Origin of the sequence: Pseudomonas sp. Sample_21 (assembly GCF_004307525.1) — a bacterium.
GTDB classification, from domain to species: domain Bacteria; phylum Pseudomonadota; class Gammaproteobacteria; order Pseudomonadales; family Pseudomonadaceae; genus Aquipseudomonas; species Aquipseudomonas atacamensis.
The window spans coordinates 1-21,250 of record NZ_RCNZ01000139.1 but is presented as its reverse complement, the minus strand read 5'-3'; the positions used below and the strand labels follow the sequence as shown (position 1 = coordinate 21,250).

General features: G+C 59.8%; 15 protein-coding genes. 8 read left to right on the top strand and 7 right to left on the bottom strand.

The window, feature by feature from the left end; genetic code table 11:
• Window positions 1-27 precede the first annotated feature (27 nt).
• Window positions 28-1,332, bottom strand: a complete 1,305-nt coding sequence (locus tag D8U71_RS27125) for a glycosyltransferase (RefSeq protein WP_130889127.1) — start codon at window positions 1,330-1,332, stop codon at window positions 28-30.
• Between the two features lie 117 nt (window positions 1,333-1,449).
• On the bottom strand, window positions 1,450-1,809 hold the full coding sequence (locus D8U71_RS27120; protein ID WP_130889126.1) for a response regulator: 360 nt from the start codon (window positions 1,807-1,809) through the stop codon (window positions 1,450-1,452).
• A gap of 266 nt (window positions 1,810-2,075) precedes the next feature.
• Between D8U71_RS27120 and D8U71_RS27115 the strand changes: the two genes are divergently transcribed.
• From D8U71_RS27115 to D8U71_RS27095, 5 genes are read left to right on the top strand one after another with little or no spacing between them, the layout of a single operon-like run.
• Entirely contained in the window at window positions 2,076-5,549 is a 3,474-nt protein-coding gene (locus tag D8U71_RS27115; protein ID WP_122692507.1) for a response regulator, read from the top strand.
• On the top strand, window positions 5,549-6,382 hold the full coding sequence (locus tag D8U71_RS27110) for a protein-glutamate O-methyltransferase CheR (RefSeq protein WP_016774863.1): 834 nt from the start codon (window positions 5,549-5,551) through the stop codon (window positions 6,380-6,382). The genes D8U71_RS27115 and D8U71_RS27110 overlap by 1 nt, the downstream gene beginning before the upstream one ends.
• Complete coding sequence (locus D8U71_RS27105; RefSeq protein ID WP_130889125.1) at window positions 6,379-6,972, top strand: chemotaxis protein CheB; 594 nt, start codon at window positions 6,379-6,381, stop codon at window positions 6,970-6,972. Before D8U71_RS27110 ends, D8U71_RS27105 begins: the two co-directional genes overlap by 4 nt.
• Window positions 6,966-8,180, top strand: a complete 1,215-nt coding sequence (locus D8U71_RS27100; RefSeq protein ID WP_016774861.1) for a hybrid sensor histidine kinase/response regulator — start codon at window positions 6,966-6,968, stop codon at window positions 8,178-8,180. The genes D8U71_RS27105 and D8U71_RS27100 overlap by 7 nt, the downstream gene beginning before the upstream one ends.
• Window positions 8,181-8,224: 44 nt before the next feature.
• Window positions 8,225-8,602, top strand: a complete 378-nt coding sequence (locus tag D8U71_RS27095) for a response regulator (protein ID WP_016774860.1) — start codon at window positions 8,225-8,227, stop codon at window positions 8,600-8,602.
• Between the two features lie 91 nt (window positions 8,603-8,693).
• Here the strand turns inward: D8U71_RS27095 and D8U71_RS27090 are convergent, their stop codons facing one another.
• The 3 genes from D8U71_RS27090 to D8U71_RS27080 form a co-directional block, all read right to left on the bottom strand.
• Window positions 8,694-10,364 carry an ATP-binding protein gene (locus tag D8U71_RS27090; RefSeq protein ID WP_016774859.1) on the bottom strand — a complete coding sequence of 557 codons (1,671 nt, stop codon included), beginning with the start codon at window positions 10,362-10,364 and terminating at the stop codon, window positions 8,694-8,696.
• Entirely contained in the window at window positions 10,361-11,863 is a 1,503-nt protein-coding gene (locus D8U71_RS27085; protein ID WP_024013082.1) for an ATPase domain-containing protein, read from the bottom strand. The genes D8U71_RS27090 and D8U71_RS27085 overlap by 4 nt, the downstream gene beginning before the upstream one ends.
• A gap of 133 nt (window positions 11,864-11,996) precedes the next feature.
• Window positions 11,997-13,052, bottom strand: a complete 1,056-nt coding sequence (locus D8U71_RS27080) for a tetratricopeptide repeat protein (RefSeq protein ID WP_130889124.1) — start codon at window positions 13,050-13,052, stop codon at window positions 11,997-11,999.
• 170 nt (window positions 13,053-13,222) lie between these two features.
• On the opposite strand from D8U71_RS27080, the gene D8U71_RS27075 reads away from it, so the two are divergent.
• From D8U71_RS27075 to D8U71_RS27065, 3 genes are read left to right on the top strand one after another with little or no spacing between them, the layout of a single operon-like run.
• Complete coding sequence (locus D8U71_RS27075) at window positions 13,223-15,358, top strand: FUSC family protein (RefSeq protein WP_130889123.1); 2,136 nt, start codon at window positions 13,223-13,225, stop codon at window positions 15,356-15,358.
• Window positions 15,348-15,548: a DUF1656 domain-containing protein gene (locus D8U71_RS27070; RefSeq protein WP_016774855.1), complete on the top strand. Its 201-nt coding sequence runs from the start codon at window positions 15,348-15,350 to the stop codon at window positions 15,546-15,548. Before D8U71_RS27075 ends, D8U71_RS27070 begins: the two co-directional genes overlap by 11 nt.
• A gap of 4 nt (window positions 15,549-15,552) precedes the next feature.
• Window positions 15,553-16,503: an HlyD family secretion protein gene (locus D8U71_RS27065; protein ID WP_125926548.1), complete on the top strand. Its 951-nt coding sequence runs from the start codon at window positions 15,553-15,555 to the stop codon at window positions 16,501-16,503.
• A gap of 201 nt (window positions 16,504-16,704) precedes the next feature.
• Here the strand turns inward: D8U71_RS27065 and D8U71_RS27060 are convergent, their stop codons facing one another.
• On the bottom strand, window positions 16,705-18,126 hold the full coding sequence (locus D8U71_RS27060; protein ID WP_016774854.1) for a TolC family protein: 1,422 nt from the start codon (window positions 18,124-18,126) through the stop codon (window positions 16,705-16,707).
• Window positions 18,123-21,250: efflux RND transporter permease subunit (locus D8U71_RS27055; RefSeq protein WP_130889122.1), on the bottom strand; the 3,128-nt coding region annotated here is incomplete at its 5' end. The genes D8U71_RS27055 and D8U71_RS27060, both read right to left, overlap by 4 nt.

Genomic DNA, 21,250 nt, shown 5'->3' with positions numbered 1-21,250 from the left:
AGTTCGCTTTTAATGCAAGTCATGTAATTAACGCTCTGTTGGATTCAACTGGTTTTTCGCTTCGATCCATTGAGCCATGTATTGAGTGCTTTTGAGTGTGTGATGTCGCAGCATGGCGCCGGTGAAGTTGTCGTTTCTAAGTTGTGCCAAGTGTTGTCGGCAATCAGCTATCCGGTTGATCAGACGCGGGCCATGTACGCTGAGCTGATAACGTTGCTGCAAAAGTGCCGAAGCCTGAATCTGCGCTTGCTGCCAGCGCGCTGGATCTTCGTACAGTTGCACGGCCTGTTCGGCGAAGGTGTTTGCGTCCAGGGCAACGGCTCCCGGCCAAGGAGCATCGCCGTGCATGGCTTCGGCGCCGATCGGTGTCGTCACGCTTGGCGTGCCACAGAGCATGGCGTCGACCAGTTTGCCCTTGATTCCCGCGCCAAAGCGCAATGGCGCTAGGCAGACCCGCGCTGCCGACATCACTTCAAGCGCATCTTCGGCCCAGTCCATGATGTGAAATCCTTGGACAGGGTTGTGCAGTGCGGTGGCTTTGGGCGGCGTATAGGCGCCATAGATATGCAGTTGCGCGCGAGGCAAGCGCGCGCGGATCAGCGGCCAGAGCGTGGTCTTCATCCAGAGCACGGCATCCCAGTTTGGCGCGTGACGGAAGTTGCCAATACTGAGGAAATGCGCGCGCTCTTCGAAACCTGGCGCGGCGGTGTCCGGAAGATCAATCATCAACGGACACCAATGCAGGATTTGCCGAGGCAGGCCGAATTCCTCCACCAGCAGGTCGATCTCGACTTCGGAAATCATCAGGTTCAAATCACACCGGTACAGCGCAGCGATTTCCCGTTTGGCCAGATCGGTGCTCGCCATCAGCTGGAATTCTTCGTGCAATGCCGGTGCGAACAGTTCGGTGAAATCAGTCTGCTCGTCGTCGCTTTTCAGCCGGTCTTTCAGACGCTGATGACGCGCATGCCGCAGGCTTTGCAGGTCGGAGGTTTCCAGGATGCGCAGGGCGCCCGGGCAGTGTTTCTCCACCCGCCAGCCAAACTGTTCCTCCATCATGAACTGATCGAACAGCACGATATCCGGCGCCAACTCGCTGATGAACGTGTCGAAACTGCTGTTGTTGAGCTCGATCGATACTTCGCGAACGCCCAGCGCCGTCAGATCAGCCTTGTGTTCACCCGGGCCGGCCGGGCTGCTGAACGTGATGTCCCATCCCTGATCGAGAAATGTCTCGAGGATCTGCATGACATGTCCGCTGGCCGCCGAAGAGCGGGGCTCGGGCCAGACGTAGCCGATGACCAGGACTTTGGTGGGAACGGAGTGGGACATCGCTGGATTCTCGGCGCTAAAAAAGGGCGCAATTAAACCACAGTGATGCGTGCTCATCGCCAGTTCAGGTTGATCACGATTGCTCGGGTTCCAGCCAATGCAGGTAGATGCGCAGGACTATTCCAGTATGGATTTGACCTTGTCGCGTAACTGGTCAATCGAAAACGGTTTGCCGATGACATGCATGTCGCCGGGTACTTCGATAGTTTCGGCATAGCCGCTGGCAAACAGGATGGGAAGAGCAGGGCGCAGTTCTCGCGCCTTGTTGGCCAGTTCGATGCCATCCATGCCTGGCAGGCCTTTGTCGGTCATCATTAAATCGATGTGGTTGTTCAAATTCCCGAGAATTGCGAGCGCAGACTCGCCGTCATTCGCCCCCAATACTTCGAATTCCAGCTCCTCCAGCACATCCACGATGAGCATGCGCACGATGTCGTCATCTTCTACGACAAGGATAGTGGAGGCATTGGCAGACATGGCAGGACTCTCAAAAATTGAAATCGGGGGATACCGGGCAAGCGAATTTTGCCGGACTCTTGCATGAGTAAGTGGCGCATAGCCACAAGTTCCCGAGCTGATACAAAAAAAGAACAGGTCAGTGCGGCGCGGCAAGGATAACCGTTGGCGTCGTCCAATGCGCAGGCGCGTGTAGGAAAATGCCATCATTTGTGTGAGAAAAATGGATCCATGGCGGGGTTTTGGGGCAAACTCTCGGGTTTTCAACAGTTCGACAAGGCTGCCCCATGTCCTCTCCGTCCTCGGTTGATGAACAACGGTTCCGCAAACTTCTGAGTCGCAACGTCAGCCTGCCGCTGGGCGTCGGCGTGCTCAGCGCCGTGTTCTTCGTCTCGCTGATCACTTATTTGCTGTCGGTCATCCAATGGGTCGAGCACACCGACCGGGTGATCAATAACGCCAATGAAGCGGTGAAGCTCACCGTTGATCTGGAAACCGGCATGCGCGGCTATCTGCTCAGCGGTGACGAGCACTTTCTCGACCCGTACGAAGTTGCCAAGCCGCGTATCGAGGTCGCTCTCAATACGTTGCTGGAGCTGACCGCCGATAATCCGGTGCAGACCGATCGCCTGCGCCGTTTGCAAGCCTTGCAGGTGGAGTGGGCCAACTACGCGCAGTCGATGATCGATCTGCAGCGCAGCAGTGGCGACTATCGCGGTGCGGTCAAGGCAGGGCGGGGCAAGCGCCTGACCGATGAAATCCGCAAGCAATTCGAGGACGTCATCGAGACCGAGCAGGTGCTGCGCGCCACGCGCAACGAGGATGTGCGCCGCACGACGATCTGGAGCATCACCCTTTACCTGATCTTCATCGTTGGCATCAGCGGTTTGCTGGCCTACATCGGCCGCCGTGATCTGCTCAACCTGTCGACCAACTACAGCGCCAACCTCGCCGCCCAACTGGCCAGCGCCGAACGCCTCGAGAAACAGGCGTGGCTGCGCAACGGCCAGACGCAACTGGCCGAGCAGGTGTTGGGTCAACTGACGCTGAACCTGCTGGGGCGCAATATTCTGCAATTCTGCGCGCAATACCTCGGCACTGCCGTCGCCGCGCTTTATGTGCGTGAAGAACATGGCGGCCTCAAGCGCGTGGCGACTTATGGTTTCTCCCGCGAGCAGGAAGAGCTCAATCAAACGATCTACAGCGGCGAAGGCATCGTCGGCCAAGTGGCAGAACAGGCACGCCTGATCCGTCTCGACGCGGTCCCGGGCGACTATTTCAAAGTCAGCTCCGGTCTCGGCGCAGGTCTGCCGCACAGTGTGCTGGTGGTGCCGACCAGCGATGATGATCGGGTCAACGGTGTGATCGAACTGGGCTTCCTGCGTCCGCTGTCCGAGCGCGACATCGAACTGCTGGAACTGATTGCCGGCAACATCGGCACCTCGATCGAAGCGGCGCGTTACCGTCAGCGCTTGCAGGAAGTGCTCGCCGAAACCCAGCAGCTCAATGAAGAGCTGCAAGTGCAGCAGGAAGAGCTGAAGACTGCCAACGAAGAGCTGGAAGAACAGTCGCGGATTCTCAAGGAATCCCAGGCGCATCTGGAAACCCAGCAAGTGGAGCTGGAGCAGACCAACGAGCAGCTCGCCGAACAGCGCGATGCCATGGACAAGAAAAACACCGAGCTGAATCAGGCGCAGATTCAACTCGAAGAGCGTGCCGAAGAGCTGCAACGCTCGAGCAAGTACAAGTCCGAATTCCTCGCCAACATGTCCCACGAACTGCGCACGCCGCTCAACAGTTCGCTGATTCTGGCCAAACTGTTGGCGGAAAACCCGCAGCAGAATCTGTCGGCGGAACAGGTCAAGTTCGCCGAATCGATCTATTCGGCCGGCAACGATCTGCTCAACCTGATCAACGACATCCTCGACATTTCCAAGGTCGAGGCCGGCAAGCTTGAAGTGATTGCCGAAAACACCCGCGTCGATCGTCTGGTCGACGGCTTGCGCTCGATGTTCGAACCCTTGGCGGCGGACAAGAAACTGGCCTTCAGCGTCGAGGTTCAGCCGGACGCACCGGGCTTGCTGTTCACCGACCGTCAGCGTCTGGAGCAGGTCATCAAGAACCTGCTGTCCAACGCGATCAAGTTCACTGAGCACGGCGCCGTCAGCCTGAGCATCACCGCGCAGCCGAACGATCACATCGCCTTCAGCGTCAAGGATTCCGGGATCGGTATCGCCGCGGATCAGCAGGAAAGTATCTTCGAGGCGTTCCGTCAGGCGGATGGCACCACCAATCGCAAGTACGGCGGCACCGGCCTTGGCCTGTCGATCTCGCGGGATCTGGCAACGTTGCTGGGCGGTTCGATCAGCGTCGACAGCGTGCCGGGGCAGGGCAGCACGTTTACGCTGGTGTTGCCGCGTCAGTATCACGAATTCGGTGAAACGCCGGCCGCGCCGCTGACCTTCCACCCGGCACCTGTGACGCCTGCGCCAGTTGCTGTTGCGGCTCCGCTCGCATCGGCGATTCCGGCAGTCATCCCGCGCTTTGCCGACGATCGCGACAAGGCACCGTTCGCCACCCGCTGCATTCTGGTGGTGGAGGACGAACCGAACTTCGCCCGTATCCTCTATGACCTGGCCCATGAGTTGGGCTACATGTGTCTGGTCGCCCACGGCGCTGACGAAGGTTACGACCTGGCGCGCGAATTCGTTCCGGATGCGATCCTCCTCGACATGCGCCTGCCGGATCATTCCGGTCTGACCGTGCTGCAACGCCTGAAAGAACGCGCCGAAACCCGGCACATTCCAGTGCACGTGATTTCCGTGGAAGACCGCGTCGAAGCGGCCATGCACATGGGCGCGATCGGCTACGCAGTGAAGCCGACCACCCGCGAAGAGCTCAAGGATGTGTTCGCCCGTCTCGAGGCCAAGCTGACGCAGAAGGTCAAACGCGTGTTGCTGGTCGAAGATGACGATCTGCAACGCGAAAGCATCGCGCGGCTGATTGGCGACGAAGACATCGAAATCACTGCCGTCGGCCTGGCCCAGGACGCCCTGGAATTGCTGCGCACGACCATCTACGACTGCATGGTCATCGACCTCAAGCTGCCGGACATGCTCGGCAACGATCTGCTCAAGCGCATGTCCACCGAGGACATCTGCTCGTTCCCGCCGGTCATCGTTTATACCGGACGCAACCTGACCCGCGACGAAGAGGCCGAACTGCGCAAGTATTCACGCTCGATCATCATCAAGGGCGCACGCTCCCCGGAGCGATTGCTCGACGAGGTCACACTCTTTCTGCACAAAGTCGAATCGCAGCTGTCCCATGAACGGCAGAAGATGCTCAAGACCGCGCGCAGCCGCGACAAGGTCTTTGAAGGTCGCAAAGTGCTGCTGGTGGACGACGATGTGCGCAACATCTTCGCCCTGACCAGCGCGCTGGAACACAAAGGCGCAGTCGTGGTGATCGGCCGTAATGGCCGCGAAGCGATTGAGAAACTTCATGAAGTCGAGGACATCGACCTGGTGCTGATGGACGTAATGATGCCGGAAATGGATGGCTTCGAAGCCACCATGGAAATCCGCAAGGATCCGCGCTGGCGCAAGCTGCCGATCATCGCGGTGACGGCCAAGGCCATGAAGGACGATCAGGAGCGCTGCCTGCAAGCGGGCGCCAACGATTACCTGGCCAAGCCCATCGACCTTGATCGTCTGTTCTCGCTGATACGTGTGTGGTTACCGAAAATGGAACGCATCTAGTGGAACGCAGCAGTTCAGCCGAGCGCAACAGCGAAATCGAATTACGCTTGTTGATCGAGGCGATTTACCTGAAATACAGCTATGACTTTCGCGACTACTCCGGCGCTTCGATCAAGCGCCGGGTGCAGCACGCGCTGAGTCAGTTCGAGTGCGCGACCATCTCGGCCCTGCAAGAAAAAGTCCTGCACGACCCGACCGCGTTCATGCAGCTGCTGCAACTGCTGACGATCCCGGTCAGCGAGATGTTCCGCGATCCGTCGCACTTCCTGGCGATCCGCAACGAAGTGGTGCCGCTGCTGCGCACCTATCCGTCGCTGAAGATCTGGATTGCCGGATGCAGCACGGGCGAGGAGGTCTATTCGATGGCGATCCTGCTGCGCGAAGAAGGCCTGCTCGACCGCACGATCATCTACGCCACCGACATCAACCCGCGCTCGCTGGAGAAGGCCAAGCAAGGGATTTTCTCCATGGAAAACGTCCGCGCCTACACTGCCAACTATCAGCAGGCCGGCGGTCAGCGTTCGTTTGCCGATTACTACACGGCAGCCTATGGCTACGCGATTTTCGACAAGAGCCTGTGCGAGAACGTGACGTTCGCCGACCACAGCCTGGCCACCGACAGCGTGTTCTCCGAAACCCAGTTGATTTCCTGCCGCAACGTGCTGATCTATTTCAACAAGAAGTTGCAGGACCGGGCGTTCGGGCTGTTCCATGAATCGTTGTCGCATCGCGGCTTTCTGGTGCTGGGCAGCAAGGAAACCCTGGATTTTTCCAACTATTCGAACCAGTTCGAGGCGTTGGTCAAACAAGAACGGATCTACCGCAAATCATGAACCACACCCCGAGCCTGCCTCGCATCGAGGCCGTCGTGATCGGCGCCTCCGCAGGCGGTGTCGAGGCGTTGCTGACCCTGCTCGGGCCATTACGCAAAGGCTATGTGCTGCCGATCATCATCGTTCTGCATCTGCCGGAAGAGCGCCGCAGTCATCTGGCCGAAGTGTTCTCCCGCCGTGTGGCGATGCCGGTCAAGGAAGCTGAAGACAAGCAGGACATTCAAGCCGGCACGGTGTATTTCGCCACGCCCGGTTATCACTTGTCGGTCGAAGCGGATCGCAGCCTGTCGCTGAGCCTGGAGGATCGCGTGCATCATTCGCGGCCTTCGATCGATTACCTGTTTGAATCGGCCGCTGACGTTTACGGCGAGACACTCGCCGCCGTGCTGCTGACCGGCGCCAATCAGGATGGCGCGCGCGGTCTGGCCTGCGTCAAGCGCTGCGGCGGCCTGACCATTGTTCAAGACCCCGATGATGCACAAGTCGCCACCATGCCCCAGGCTGCACTGAACGTTCTGCAGCCGGATCATGTCCTACCCATTCACGGCATCGGCCGTCTGCTAGTCGAGCTGGAACGAATCGCATGCTGAGTAATATCCAAGCCAAACTGTTGATCGTTGACGATCTGCCAGAAAACCTGCTGGCGCTGGAAGCGCTGATCAAGCGCGAGGATCGCACGGTCTACAAGGCTCTGTCGGCGGACGAAGCACTGTCGCTGTTGCTGCAACACGAATTCGCCATGGCCATTCTCGACGTGCAGATGCCGGGCATGAACGGCTTCGAACTGGCCGAGTTGATGCGCGGCACCGAGAAGACCAAGAACATTCCGATCATTTTCGTCAGCGCCGCTGGCCGTGAACTCAACTACGCGTTCAAGGGCTATGAAAGCGGTGCGGTGGACTTCCTGCACAAGCCGCTGGACATTCATGCGGTGAAGAGCAAGGTCAACGTTTTCGTCGATCTGTATCGCCAGAGCAAGGCCATGAAACAGCAGGTCGAGGCGCTCGAGCAGGCCCGCCGTGAGCAGGAAGCGCTGCTGCAACAGTTGCAAAGCACGCAGCTTGAGCTGGAACAAGCGGTGCGCATGCGCGATGACTTCATGTCCATCGTTGCCCACGAGGTGCGTACACCGCTCAATGGCCTGATCCTTGAAACCCAGCTGCGCAAGATGCACCTGGCGCGGGACAACGCCGCGGCGTTCACCCTCGACAAGATGCAGGCGATGGTCGATCGCGATGAGCGGCAGATCAAAAGTCTGATTCGCCTGATCGAAGACATGCTCGATGTCTCGCGAATCCGCACCGGCAAACTGTCGATCCGCCCGAGTCGTTTCGATCTGGTGCAACTGGTCAGCAATCTGCTGCAAAATTTTGCACCGCAAATGGAAGCGGCGGAAACCAGCGTTTCCTTTGAGGCGTCCGAGCCGGTCGAAGGTTGCTGGGACGAGTTCCGCATCGAGCAAGTGGTGTCCAATCTGCTGACCAACGCCTTGCGTTACGGCGGTCGCAGCCCGATTCAGGTGCGCGTCTATCGCGAAGCTGACGAGGCTCGGGTCGAGGTCCAGGATCACGGCATCGGCATCAGCGCCGAGAACCAGAAGCGTATTTTTCAGCAGTTCGAACGGGTGTCCGCCAAGACGGTGGTGGCCGGGCTCGGGCTGGGTCTGTTCATTTCCGAGCAGATCGTCGCCGCCCATGGCGGCTCCATCGTCGTCGAGAGTGAAATCAACGAAGGCGCCCTGTTTCGCGTTTGTCTGCCGATCCAGGAAAACGGCATATCCGACGCAACCTCTGAGTGACCACACGGTCGTATCAGCAGCTATTGACCGAACAAAGGCTTCCCATGAGCGTAGATGCGCAAGATGTAGTACTCGTCGTCGAAGACGAACCGGTTATCTTGATGGTCCTGACGGATTACCTGTCAGGGCAGGGCTATCGCGTGTTGCAAGCGGAAAATGGCGAGCAGGCTTTCGAGATCCTCGCCAGCAAACCTCACCTGGACATGCTGATTACCGATTTCCGCCTGCCGGGCGGGATCTCCGGCGTGCAGATCGCCGAGCCGGCAGTGAAGCTGCGACCGGACCTGAAAGTGATTTTCATCAGCGGCTATCCGCAGGAAATCCGTGAAACCGGCAGCCCGATCACCAGCAAGGCACCGATCCTGGAAAAACCGTTCGATCTGGATGTGTTGCAGGAAAAGATTCAGGAATTGCTGGCCTGATATGTTGGAGCTGCCGAAGGCTGCGATCTTTTGATTTTGCTTTTTATAGATCAAGGTCAAAAGATCGCAGCCTTCGGCGGCTCCTGTAGATTCAGCTATTGATCATCTCGCGCACCTTGGCGGTGAGCAGATCAAAGGTGAAGGGCTTGGTGATCATCTGCATTCCCGAGTCGAGGAAGCCACCGCGCACCGCCGCGTGCTCGGCATAACCGGTGATGAACAACACTTTCAGACCTGGCCGGTATTGCCGACCAACCTCCGCCAGTTGACGACCGTTCATCCCCGGCAGGCCAACGTCGCTGATGAGCAAATCAATACGCTGCGTCGAATTTAGAATCGGCATGGCGCCGTCGGCATCACCGGCCTCCACGAACGCATAACCCAACTCACTGAGCACGGCGCTGACCAACACGCGCACAGCCGGATCGTCTTCGACGATGAGTACGGTTTCGCCATCCATCGCATACGGAGCCTGCTGCGAATCCGAGACGGGAATTTCCACTTCTTCACCACGGAAACGCGGCAGGTAGAGTTTTACCGTGGTGCCTTGATCGACTTCACTATCGATCGACACATGCCCGCGCGACTGCTTGCTGAAGCCATAGATCATCGACAGCCCGAGGCCGGTGCCTTGGCCGATCGGCTTGGTCGTAAAGAACGGATCGAACGCGCGGCTGACCACACTCTGCGGCATGCCGCTACCGTTGTCAGTCACGCTGAGCATCACGTAATCGCCCGGCTCCAGATTGCTGTAAGCGGCAGTGAAGTCGCTATGCAGGACCTGATTGCTGGTTTCCACCACCAGTTTGCCGCCCTCGGGCATCGCATCGCGGGCATTGATGACCAGGTTGAGCAGGGCGCTCTCGAGTTGATTGGGATCGGCCTCGGCAACCCAGAGGTTGTCGTCCAGGCGCATTTCCAGATGAATGCTTTCATTGAGGCTGCGTTGCAGCAACTCGCCCATCGACAGCACCAGCGTGTTCATTTGCACGGCTTTTGGGTCGAGGGATTGCCGACGCGAGAACGCCAACAAGCGGTGGGTGAGGCCGGCGGCGCGGTTGGCGGAGGTCACGCCTAGATCGATCAGACTGTCGAGGTCTTCGGTGCGGCCCCGGGCCAGACGTCGGCGCAGCAGTTCCAGGCTACCGATGATGCCGGTGAGCATATTGTTGAAGTCGTGAGCAATGCCGCCAGTGAGTTGGCCGACCGCTTCCATTTTCTGCGATTGGCGCAGCGCTTCTTCGTTGTGGCGAAGCTGTGCGGTGCGCTCTTCAACCTGTTGCTCGAGGGTTTCCAGAGTCGACTGCAGGCGTCGTTCGCTTTCACTCAGGTCGATCAGCCGATCGCGTGCTTCATATTGTCGTCGCCGCCCACGCAGGGCGGCGGAGACCAGACTGACCAGCGTCGCGGGATGGAAGGGGCGCTCGAGAAAAGTCACGTTGCCGAGCAGGGTGCTGAGGCGCGACGGCGGCCCTTGTTCATCGCCGCCATGATGAGTCAGCAGCACGATGGGCATGTCCGACCACGCGGGTTGCTGGTCAAGGTAGGCGATAAGCCCTTCCAGTTCCGGTCCGCGCAGCGCTTCAGCAGCAATCAGCAGCAACCCGGCGCCGACCTCCAGTTCGGTGCACAGAGCGCCGAGATTCGGCGCCACCATGCCGCCGTAACCGGCTTCGTTGAGAATCATCAACGCGATCTGGCTGTCGCGACCCATGGGCGCCAGCACCAGCACCCGCTCGGCCAACGGCGTGTTGACCGTCACAAGCTTTCATCCTCAAGCAATGGATTGCTCGCTCCCATGTAGGTCGGCACGCCACGCAGCACGCCCTGGAAGGATTCCAGCGGTTGGCCGATGGTCATGCCACGCGAGGAAATCCGGTATTCACGGATGGTCGACTCGTGGTTGCCGGTACGTTTTTTGATAATCGAGATCGCCCGGCGGACTTTGCCGAGGGCTTCGAAGTAGCGCAACAGAATCACCGTGTCGGCCAGGTAAGTGATATCAACCGGCGCCTGCATATCGCCCACCAGACCGTGCTGGGCGACCGTCATGAAAGTCGCCGCGCCTTTGCGGTTAAGGTACAGCAGCAGCTCGTGCATGTGCAGCACCAGCGCGTTTTCTTCCGGCATCGCCGCTTGATAGCCGTTAATGCTGTCGATCACCACGGTTTTGATACCTAGCTCATCGACGCAACGGCGCACGCGATGGGACAACTCACCCGGAGACAATTCGGCGGCGTCTACCTGTTCGATCAGCAGATTACCGGTGGCCTGCAAGGCTTTGAGATCGATGCCGAGATGACGCATGCGTTCGAACAGCAGGCCCAGCTCTTCATCGAAAATGAACAGCGCGGCTTTTTCGCCTCGGGCCACCGCTGCGGCGGCGAAGATCATCGAAATCATCGATTTACCGGTACCGGCCGGGCCGAGAATCAGCGTGCTGGAACCGGTCTCGATGCCGCCGCCGAGCAGGGCGTCCATTTGCGGGATGCCGCTGGACAGCTGCAGACGTGGGTAGTCGCCGCGATGTTCCGCCGCTACCAAGCGTGGGAAAACATGGACGCCGTCGCCCATGATGGTGAAATCGTGGAAACCGCCACGGTATTTCTGCCCGCGATATTTGACCACTCGTACGCGACGACGCTCGGCGCCGTAGCTTGGCGTCAGCTCTTCAAGGCGGATCACGCCGTGGGCGACACTGTGCACGGTCTTGTCGAGGGATTCTGTAGTCAGGTCATCGAGCAGCAGGACGGTGGCGTCGTAGCGCACGAAGTAATGCTTGATCGCCAGAATCTGCCGACGATAGCGTAAGGAGCTCTGCGCCAGCAGACGGATCTCCGAAAGGCTGTCGAGCACAACGCGGGTCGGCTTGAAGCGTTCGACCACTTCGAAAATCTGCCTGGTCGCCTCGCCCAGTTCAAGGTCCGAGGAATACAGCAGGCTTTGCTGATGTTCGGCATTGAGCAGGCTTTCCGGCGGTGTCAGCTCGAAGATCTTGATGTTTTCGTTCAGCTCCCAGCCGTGGGAGAGCGCACCTTGACGCAGTTCTTTCTCGGTTTCCGAGAGAGTGATGTACAAGCAGCGTTCCCCGGCCAGCGCACCGGCGCGGAGGAAATGCAAAGCCACGGTGGTTTTGCCGGTTCCGGGTTCCCCCTCGAGCAAAAACACATGGCCGCGGGACAGGCCACCGGCAAGGATGTCATCCAGACCTACGATGCCGACGGCGGCCTTTGCACTGATCAACTCGTTTGATGTAGTCAAAAAACGCCCTCTTATGACTAGGGTAATTCGGCGGCTGGCTTAAGTGAGCCGCCTGAATAACTTGACCTCAGGGCATGTTCACGGTTCCGCTTTTTCTTTCGACAGGTGGTTGATTGCACCCGCTCTACCTTGATTAAAGACCCTGTTGCAGGGCCGGGTCGTCCGGATTCAGCTGCTCCAGTTGCGCCAGCAGAATCTGCACATTCTGCAATTGGCCGCTTTCCTTCCAATAGTTGATCAACAACACCCGCGCCTTGCGGTCGGCGGGGTGGCGCTGAACGATTTCCTGCAATTGTTTCTGCGCCGCTTCCAGTTCTTCCGCGCTGTGCAGAGTGGTGGCGAGGTCGTAGCGATAATCCTTGTTGTCCGGTTCCAGCTCGACCGCTTTGGACAGGCCGAGCAGGGCATATTCGCGCTGGCCGTGGTGCAGCAGCCACAGGCCGAGGGCATGTTGCAGATAGGCCGAATCGGGCTGCGCCTTGAGTTGGCGGGCGAGCAACTGGCGAGCGGCATCGCTCTGGCCCTGGCGGTCGAGCACATCGATCTGCATGACCAGCGCCGGCAGGTTGCCCGGTTCCAGGCGCAAGGTATTGTCCAAAGCCTGTTGGGCCTGTTTGTATTCGGCGTTGTGAATATAGAGACGGGCCAGTTGCGCATAGTTGGCGGCGCTTTCCGGCTGCCTTTCCAGGGTCTGTTGCCAGCCGTCGATGGCCTGCTGTAGCGGTGCGAAATACAGGCCGAGCTCGTCCGGGGCCAGGCCGAGCAGGGCATTGATCGCGGCGAAACGGACAGCTTGTTCTTCATCATCGAGCAACGGTCCTAGCAGCAGACTGCGCTGCCCGCCGGGCACCAGACCGACGATGCTTTTGATCGCTGCGACGCGCACTTGCGGCGCTTCGTGATGCAAGTCGATGTCCGCCAGCTTCAACGCCTGCGGACTGGGGTAATTGGGCAGTTCGCCATGCAGCCAGACCCGGCGCTTGACCGAGATGTCCGGGCGGCCCAATTGCTGGTACAACTGGCGCGCCGCTCCGGGTTCACCGGTGCGCGCGGCGTTCAGCGCTTCGCTGTAGCCATGTTTGATAGCATCGGGGATGGTCGGAGTGCTGCTGCGCCAGGACAGCCAGACGACGCCGAGGATCAGTACGAGGCCTAAGCCGATCAGCAGGTTGCGGCGGGACTGAGTCATGCGGGTTTCCGAAAGCTTCGAACTTGAGCAGAGCGGCAAGCTTCGTTCAGCTTGGCGCGTGAGTCAAACCGTTGCCAGCGAATCGTCCTACAACACGTGTCGACTGTGAAATCCGTCAGGCTTTTGCTGCAATGTCTACGCTTGCAGAAGTCGTTTTAAAGAGAGTGCCCATGTCTGCGCTGTACACCTATTTCAAGGCTTTGATCCATCCCGGTCAGGCTGTTCTGCTGTTTGCCCTGCGGACCATCGCCGCCGGGCTGTTGACCCTTTATCTGGCGTTCATCTTCGATCTCGAACAGCCGAAGTGGTCAATCATGGCCGTGGTGATCGTCAGCCAGCCACTGGCAGGGATGGCACTGGCGCGCAGTTTCGGCCAGGTGATCGGCACCACCGTGGGTGCGGCGGTGGCGGTGCTGATCATGGCGATTTTCCCTCAGGCGCCGCTGCCGTTCATCACGACATTGGCGTTGTGGCTGGCGCTGTGCACGGCGGGCGGCACCTTGTTGCGCTACACCAGCTCCCAGGCGTTCGTGCTTAGTGGCTACACCGCAGTGGTTGTGGCCTTGCTGGCGATTCCGGATCAGGACGGCACCTTTCTGCTAGCGGTTACCCGTGTCACCGAAACCTTGTTGGCGGTGGCTTGTGTCTGCGTGGTCAGTTTGCTCACGGCACGGCCTGAAGCTGTCGCCAAGGGCTATTTCGCCAAAATCGATCAGGTCATCAAACTGGCCGCCAGCCACGCCGCCGAGGTGCTTCGCACGGAAGAAAGCGAAGCCGATTTCCAGCGCCGGCAGATGCAACTGCTCGGTGAGATCAGCGCGCTGGAAGGTTTGCGCCGTCATTTGTATTTCGATGCCCCACGTTTGCGCAGTGCCGACAACCTGGTATTGCTGCTCGGCAATCAACTGATGCTGCTGACCTCGCGACTGACCGCGCTGCGTCATCAGCGTGAATTGCTCATCGAACGCTGGGAGGGCGATCTGCCGCTGGAGGTCCAGCAGCTGCGTGCCGAGGAGTTGGCGTTGCTTGAGCAGCTGGCGCAACAGGGTCGCGCGCTGTCTGGCGCCGATCGGCAGCGTTTCGTTACCTTGCAGCAACAGTTCGAAGCATTGGCGTACAAGGCCGAGCAGCAGACCGAGAACATGAGCGCGACCCTGCGTTCATTGGCTTGGGCGCTGCGTTGGGAGCAGGCGCGCCTGTTGCAGCAACTTGAGCAGATCCTCGAACTGAGCGACGCGATTCAGGAAGGGCGCCCGGCCAGTTGTCTCTATCGCGGCCAGAGCAGTCCGTTGCATCTGGATTTCACCTTGGCTTCGATGAATGCGATCCGTGCCTTTACCGCGCTGTTGGTCAGCGGGTTGATCTGGATCGAAACGGCCTGGGATGGCGCGCGCGGCGGAATGATTCTGGTGGGGATTCTCTGCTCGCTGATGGCGACTTTTCCGCGTCCGCTGATGGCTGCGCAAAGCTATGCGCGAGGCTTGGGTCTGGCGCTGGTGGTGTCGGCGTTCTATCAATTCATGCTGGTGCCGGCGATCAGTGATTTCGAGCTGCTGGCCTTGCTGCTGGCGCCGCTGCTTTATGCCATTGCCGTGGGAATTTCCAGTCCGGCCACCGCCGGCATAGGCATGGGCCTTGGGCTGTCGAGTTTTCTCATGCTCGGGCCGCAAAACACCGGTACTGGGCAGAATACGGCAATCCAATGGTTCGAATTCGCCGGCGCCTACGTCAGCGCAGCGATGCTGGCCCTGATCGTTTATGCGCTGATCTTCCCGTTCCGCCCGGGCTTGCGCATCCGGCGCCTGTATGGCGAAGCGCGGGAGCAGGTGTACCAGCTGAGCAAATTGCCTGCGACCGATGAACAACAATTCGCTTTCGAGAGTCGGATGACCGATCGCCTGACGAGCATGCTCGGCCTGCTGCCAGCGGCGAACGATCGCGCCATGCAGCGCTTGTATGAAATCAGCCTGGCATGCGTGGCCTTGGGCGTGGCGATGCATCAGCTGCGGCAGCAGGCGCAGAACAATGGGTTGCTCACCGATGCGTTCGGCCAACGCCTGGCGTCGGCGTTGCGCAAGACCGGTCGTTTGGTTGCCGGTCGCGACGATGTCCAGCTTGCGGCGCTGCTGGCCACGTTGCACCAACTCGGAGATGAGCTGGACGAGCTGCACGCCACCAGTCATGAACATCTTTGGTCGGTGTTTCGCATGCGTGTGGCGCTGCTGATTGTGGTGTCGTTCCTCGAGCGGCACGGCGAATATTTGCAACCTCAAGGCCTGGAAGGAGAACCGCAACTTGCCCATTGATTTCGAAATTGGCGGGGTTTATCTGCCGCCGATTGCCCAGGCACTGTTACTGGCGATTCCGATCTTCATGTTGCTGGACTGGTGTCTGCGGCGCCTCGGCGTGCTGCGCCTGGTGTGGCATGAAGCACTGTTCGAAGGCGCGCTGTATGCCTGTGTCTGCGCCACGCTGATTCTGTTGATGGGAGCCTGATGTCTTGAAAGCACTAGTTGCACGAATGATGACCGTGGCAGTGGTGATCCTGGCGATCGTCCTCGGCTGGTTCGCCTGGGAGTATTACACCCGCGCGCCGTGGACACGGGATGCTCGGGTGAGGGCGGATGTGGTGACGCTGTCGGCGGATGTTTCGGGGCGAATCGTCAAACTGGCAGTGCAGGACAACCAGCATGTCGACAAGGGCCAATTGTTGCTGGAGATCGATCCGGCGCGCTATCAACTGGCGGTCGAGCACGCCCGGCGTTCGGTGGAAGTGTCCAAGGCCTCGCTGGGGCAATCGCAAGCGGCAATCGTCGCCAGTGAGGCGTTGCTCAAACAACGTCAAAGCGAGGAGCGCCGGCGGCGCACGCTGAAACAGGGCTTCGCGATTTCCGGTGAAGAATGGGAGAAGGCCAGTACCGACGTGGCGGTTGCCCAGGCGGATCTGTTGCGCAATCAGGCCAACCTCGGGCTGGCCGAAGCCAATGTGCAACTGGCAATTGCCGCGCTGACCCAAGCCGAACTGGACTTGCAGCGCACCCGCGTTGAATCGCCAGTGAGCGGTTACGTGACCAACCTGCTGACCCGCCAGGGTGACTATGCACAAGCCGGCGGCGCACTGCTGGCGCTGGTCGACAGCGATTCGTTCTATGTCAGTGGTTACTTCGAGGAAACCAAGTTGCCGCGAATCGAGGAGGGTGATCGGGTACGCATTCAATTGATGAGCGGTGAGCGTTTCGGCGGTACGGTAGAAAGCATCGCCTTCGCCATCGCCGACCGCGAAAACGCGCCGGGCAGTCGTCTGCTGGCGAACATCAACCCGAGTTACACCTGGGTGAAACTGGCGCAACGGGTGCCGGTGCGCATTGGCATTGATGGTGACTTTGCCGGCAAGCATCGCCTGCGCGCCGGTACCACCGCCACCGTCACCGTCCTGGAGGATCACCGCTGATCCCCTGTGGGAGCGAGCCTGCTCGCGAAGGCGGATTATCAGCCACCGCTGATATGTCTGACCTGACGCTTTCGCGAGCAGGCTCGCTCCCACAAGAAACCCAGTACTGCACAAAGGCATAAAAAAACCCCGCGACCGAATGATACGCGGGGCAAAAAATTTGGTTGGTTGCGGCCAACCAAAGGAGCTCTTTAACAATCTTTACTTGCTGGCAACTGTCTCCGGTTGCCAGCCACCGCCGAGGGCCTTGTAGATCGCGACGATGCCGCGATACAGCTCGACTTCGGCCTGGGCCTGAGTGTCTTCGGCGTTCAGGCGCTCACGCTGGGCGTCGAGCAGGACGAGGAAATCGGTGGTGCCTTCGCGATAACGGATTTCTGCCAGATCGGCAGCCTTGCGACTCGATTCGCTCTGACGGATCAGCGAGATCAGGCGTTGCTGACGCTTGCCGTAATCGCTGAAGGCGTTTTCCGATTCTTCCAGAGCCAGCAGTACTTGTTGCTCGTAGTTGGCCAGCGCGCCTTCGGCGTCAGCATCGGCGCCGCGCAAACGGGCACGGACGCTGCCGAGGTCAAACGCCGCCCAGGTGATGCTCGGGCCGAGCGCCCAGGCGTTGGCCGCCGAAGAACCGATCTGCGAACCACGCCCGGCGGTCCAGCCGAGGAAGCCGCTGAGGCTGACCCGGGGGAACAGATCGGCCTTGGCCACGCCGATGCGCGCAGTGGCCGAAGCCAATTGCCGCTCGGCGCTAAGGATGTCCGGACGACGTTGCAGCAGTTCACCCGGATCACCGATCGGCAGCGCCTTGGCGATGGCCGGCAGATCTTTCGGGCTGAGGTCGACGGTCAGTTTGTCCGGGCGTTCGCCGAGCAGGGTAGCGATACGGTTTTTCTGCCGAACCTGCTCCGCCTGCAACTGCGGCACGGTGGCTTCGACGTTGGCCAGACGCGCATCGGCGCGCTCGACATCAAGCTGATCACCGACACCGGCGTCACGCAGGCTGATGGTGATCTTGCGCGACTCCTGCTGGTTGTTCAGGTTGGCCACGGCGATTTTTTCCCGCAGTTGGGCGCCGCGCAGTTGACCGTAGGCGTCGACCAGTTCGGCAATCATGGTGACTTGCAGCTGATACAGATCGGCTTCGGCGGCCTGCTGGTCGGCATCGCTGGCTTCCAGATTGCGCTGGATGCGGCCGAACAGGTCGAGCTCCCAGGCCATGTCCAGACCGAGGTCATAGCGCTCGCTATTGACCCGGTCGGTGGTCTGGCCGGGAATCTGGCCCTTGCCCAAGTCACTGCTGGCGCGGCTGGTGATGGTAGGCATCGCGTCGTTGCTGGCGTCGTCGCGGATCGCCCGGGCGGCTTTCCAGCGGGCGAACGCCACGCGCAGTTCACGGTTGCCTTGCAGCGACTGGCTCACCAACTGGTTCAGGGTCGGATCATCGAATTGCTGCCACCAGATGCCTTCGAATTTCGAACGGTCGAAGTTCTTTTGCCCGGCGGCGCCGTCGGTGGCGGTCGTGATGTTGGCCGCCTCCGTGGCTGGGGTCTTGTAGTCGGGGCCGACGGCGCAGGCGCTGAGGGCCAGCACCAGCAGACTCGGCAGGAAGACTTTCAGACTCATTGTTGCGCCTCCAGTGGCTTTTGAAGAGTGTGCGCCTTGGCTGCTTTGCGCTGCTCGCCGCGTTCGACAAAGTTACGGATCAGTACGTAGAACACTGGCGTCAGCAGCAGACCGAAGAAGGTCACCCCGAGCATCCCGGAGAACACCGCCACACCCATGGCGTGACGCATCTCGGCACCGGCACCGCTGGAGAACACCAGTGGCACCACGCCCATGATGAACGCGAACGAGGTCATCAGGATCGGCCGCAGACGCAGGCGGCAGGCTTCCAGCACCGCTGCGAGCGGGTCGAGGCCTTCTTCCTGTTTATCCTTGGCGAACTCGACGATCAGAATCGCGTTTTTACAGGCAAGTCCCACCAGTACGATCAATCCGATCTGGGTGAAGATGTTGTTGTCACCGCCGGAGATGATCACACCGGTAATGGCCGACAGCAGGGTCATCGGTACGATCAGGATCACCGCCAGTGGCAGGCTCCAGCTTTCGTATTGTGCGGCGAGCACCAGGAACGCCAGCAGCACGCAGAGCGGGAACACGAACAGCGCGGTGTTGCCGGACAGAATCTGCTGGTAGGTCAGGTCGGTCCACTCGTAGGTCATGCCGTTCGGGAGTTCTTCCTTGAGCAGTTTCTCGATGGCTTTTTCTGCCTGGCCAGAGCTATAGCCCGGGGCTGCGGCACCGTTGATTTCAGCAGTGATGAAGCCGTTGTAGTGCATCACGCGATCCGGTCCCGAGGTGTCGCTGACCTTGATGAAGGTCGCCAGCGGGATCATCTCGCCTTTGTTGTTGCGTACTTTCAGCTGACCGATCTGATCGGATTCAAGACGGAACTGCTGTTCGGCCTGAACGTTGACCTGATAGGTGCGCCCGAAGCGGTTGAAGTCGTTGGCATACAGCGAACCCAGATAGATCTGCAGGGTGTCGAAGATGTCGCTGACGGCCACGCCATGGGTCTTGGCTTTTTCGCGGTCGATGGCGGCATCGACCTGCGGCACGTTCACCGTGTAGCTGGTGAACAGGCCGGCCAGTTCCGGCACGTTGTGGCTCTTGTTGATGATGTTCATAGTTTCTTTGTACAGCTCGTCGTAGCCGAGGTTGCCCCGGTCTTCGATCTGCAGGCGGAAACCGCCAATGGTGCCCAGGCCTTGTACCGGCGGTGGCGGGAAGATCGCCATGTACGCTTCCTGAATGTTCGCGTACTGGCCGTTCAAGGCACCGGCAATCGCACCGGCGGACATGCTCGGGTCTTTACGCTCGTCGAACGGTTTCAGCGTCACGAAGACGATGCCGGCGTTGGGGCTGTTGGTGAAGCCGTTGATCGACAGGCCCGGGAACGCTACGGCGCTTTCCACGCCCGGCTGTTTCAGCGCGAGGTCGGACATGCGCTTGATCACGTCTTCGGTGCGATCCAGGCTCGCGGCATCCGGCAATTGCGCGAAGGCCACCAGGTATTGCTTGTCCTGGCCGGGTACGAAACCGGTCGGCGTGCTGGAGAAACCGAAGAAGGTCAGCACCATAAGGCCTGCATACACAAGCAGGGCAATGCCGCTGCTGCGGATAACCCGGCGCACGGTGCCGACGTAGCCATGACTGGCACGGTCGAAGAAACGGTTGAACGGACGGAACAGCCAGCCACCGAAGATTCTGTCGAGCACTTTCGAGAAGCGGTCTTTCGGCGCGTCGTGACTCTTCAGCAGCACAGCAGCCAGCGCTGGCGACAGGGTCAGCGAGTTGAACGCCGAGATCACTGTCGAGATCGCGATGGTCAGTGCGAACTGTTTGTAGAACTGCCCGGTGAGGCCGGAAATGAATGCCGCCGGGATGAACACTGCACACAGCACCAGTGCCGTGGCCACGATCGGCCCGGTCACTTCACGCATGGCGCGCTTGGTCGCTTCGACCGGCGTCAGTCCGAGTTCGATGTTCCGTTCGACGTTTTCCACCACGACGATGGCGTCGTCGACCACGATACCGATGGCCAGCACCAGGCCGAACAGCGACAGGGCGTTGAGCGAGAAGCCGAACAGGTGCATGACCGCAAACGTACCGATCAACGATACCGGCACCGCCACCAACGGGATGATCGAGGCGCGCCAGGTCTGCAGGAACAGAATCACCACCAGCACCACAAGGATCAGCGCTTCGAACAGGGTGTGAACCACCGCTTCGATCGAGCCACGGACGAAGATCGTCGGGTCATACACGATGCTGTAATCCATGCCCTGCGGGAAGCCTTTCTTCAGCTCTTCCATCTTGCCGCGCACTTCGTTGGAAATGTCGATGGCGTTGGAACCGGGACGCTGGAAGATCGGGATTGCCACCGCCGGCTTATTGTTCAGCAGCGAGCGCAAGGCGTATTGGCTGGAACCCAGTTCAATGCGCGCAATGTCCTTCAGGCGAGTGATCTCACCGTCGTCGCCTGCACGAATGACGATGTTCTCGAACTCTTCCTCGGAAACCAGACGGCCTTGAGTGTTGACCGACAGCTGGAAGCTTTGCGCGGTCGGGGCAGGGGGCGCGCCCAGTTGACCGGCGGCGACCTGACGGTTCTGCTCGCGAATCGCGGTCACCACATCGGTCGCGGTCAGATTGCGCGAAGCGGTCTTGTTCGGATCAAGCCAGACGCGCAGCGAGTAGTCGCCCATACCAAACAACTGCACGTCACCGACACCACCCAGGCGAGCCAGCTCATCCTTGATGTTGAGGATTGCGTAGTTGGACAGGTAGAGCATGTCGTAGCGCTTGTCCGGTGAGGTCAAGTGCACAACCATGGTCAGGTCTGGCGAAGCCTTGTCGACGGTGATACCGATACGCGTCACTTCCTCGGGAAGCTTCGGCTCGGTCCGGGTCACCCGGTTCTGCACCTGCACCTGCGCGTTGTCCAGGTCAGTGCCCAGGGCGAAGGTAATGGTCAGGGTGATTTTGCCGTCAGCGGTCGATTGCGAGGACATGTACAGCATGTTCTCGACGCCGGTGATGGCCTGCTCCAGCGGAGCGGCCACGGTTTCACCGATGACTTTGGGGTTGGCGCCCGGGAAGTTGGCGCGCACGACCACGGTCGGCGGCACGACTTCCGGGTATTCGCTGATCGGCAACTGGAACAGCGAGATCGCACCGGCGATCA

Bases quoted from the DNA above. Each gene is read 5' to 3' on its own strand.
- D8U71_RS27125 (WP_130889127.1), bottom strand. From the start codon at position 1,332: ATGTCCCACTCCGTTCCCACCAAAGTCCTGGTCATCGGCTACGTCTGG.
- D8U71_RS27120 (WP_130889126.1), bottom strand. From the start codon at position 1,809: ATGTCTGCCAATGCCTCCACTATCCTTGTCGTAGAAGATGACGACATC.
- D8U71_RS27115 (WP_122692507.1), top strand. From the start codon at position 2,076: ATGTCCTCTCCGTCCTCGGTTGATGAACAACGGTTCCGCAAACTTCTG.
- D8U71_RS27105 (WP_130889125.1), top strand. From the start codon at position 6,379: ATGAACCACACCCCGAGCCTGCCTCGCATCGAGGCCGTCGTGATCGGC.
- D8U71_RS27100 (WP_016774861.1), top strand. From the start codon at position 6,966: ATGCTGAGTAATATCCAAGCCAAACTGTTGATCGTTGACGATCTGCCA.
- D8U71_RS27095 (WP_016774860.1), top strand. From the start codon at position 8,225: ATGAGCGTAGATGCGCAAGATGTAGTACTCGTCGTCGAAGACGAACCG.
- D8U71_RS27080 (WP_130889124.1), bottom strand. From the start codon at position 13,052: ATGACTCAGTCCCGCCGCAACCTGCTGATCGGCTTAGGCCTCGTACTG.
- D8U71_RS27075 (WP_130889123.1), top strand. From the start codon at position 13,223: ATGTCTGCGCTGTACACCTATTTCAAGGCTTTGATCCATCCCGGTCAG.
- D8U71_RS27060 (WP_016774854.1), bottom strand. From the start codon at position 18,126: ATGAGTCTGAAAGTCTTCCTGCCGAGTCTGCTGGTGCTGGCCCTCAGC.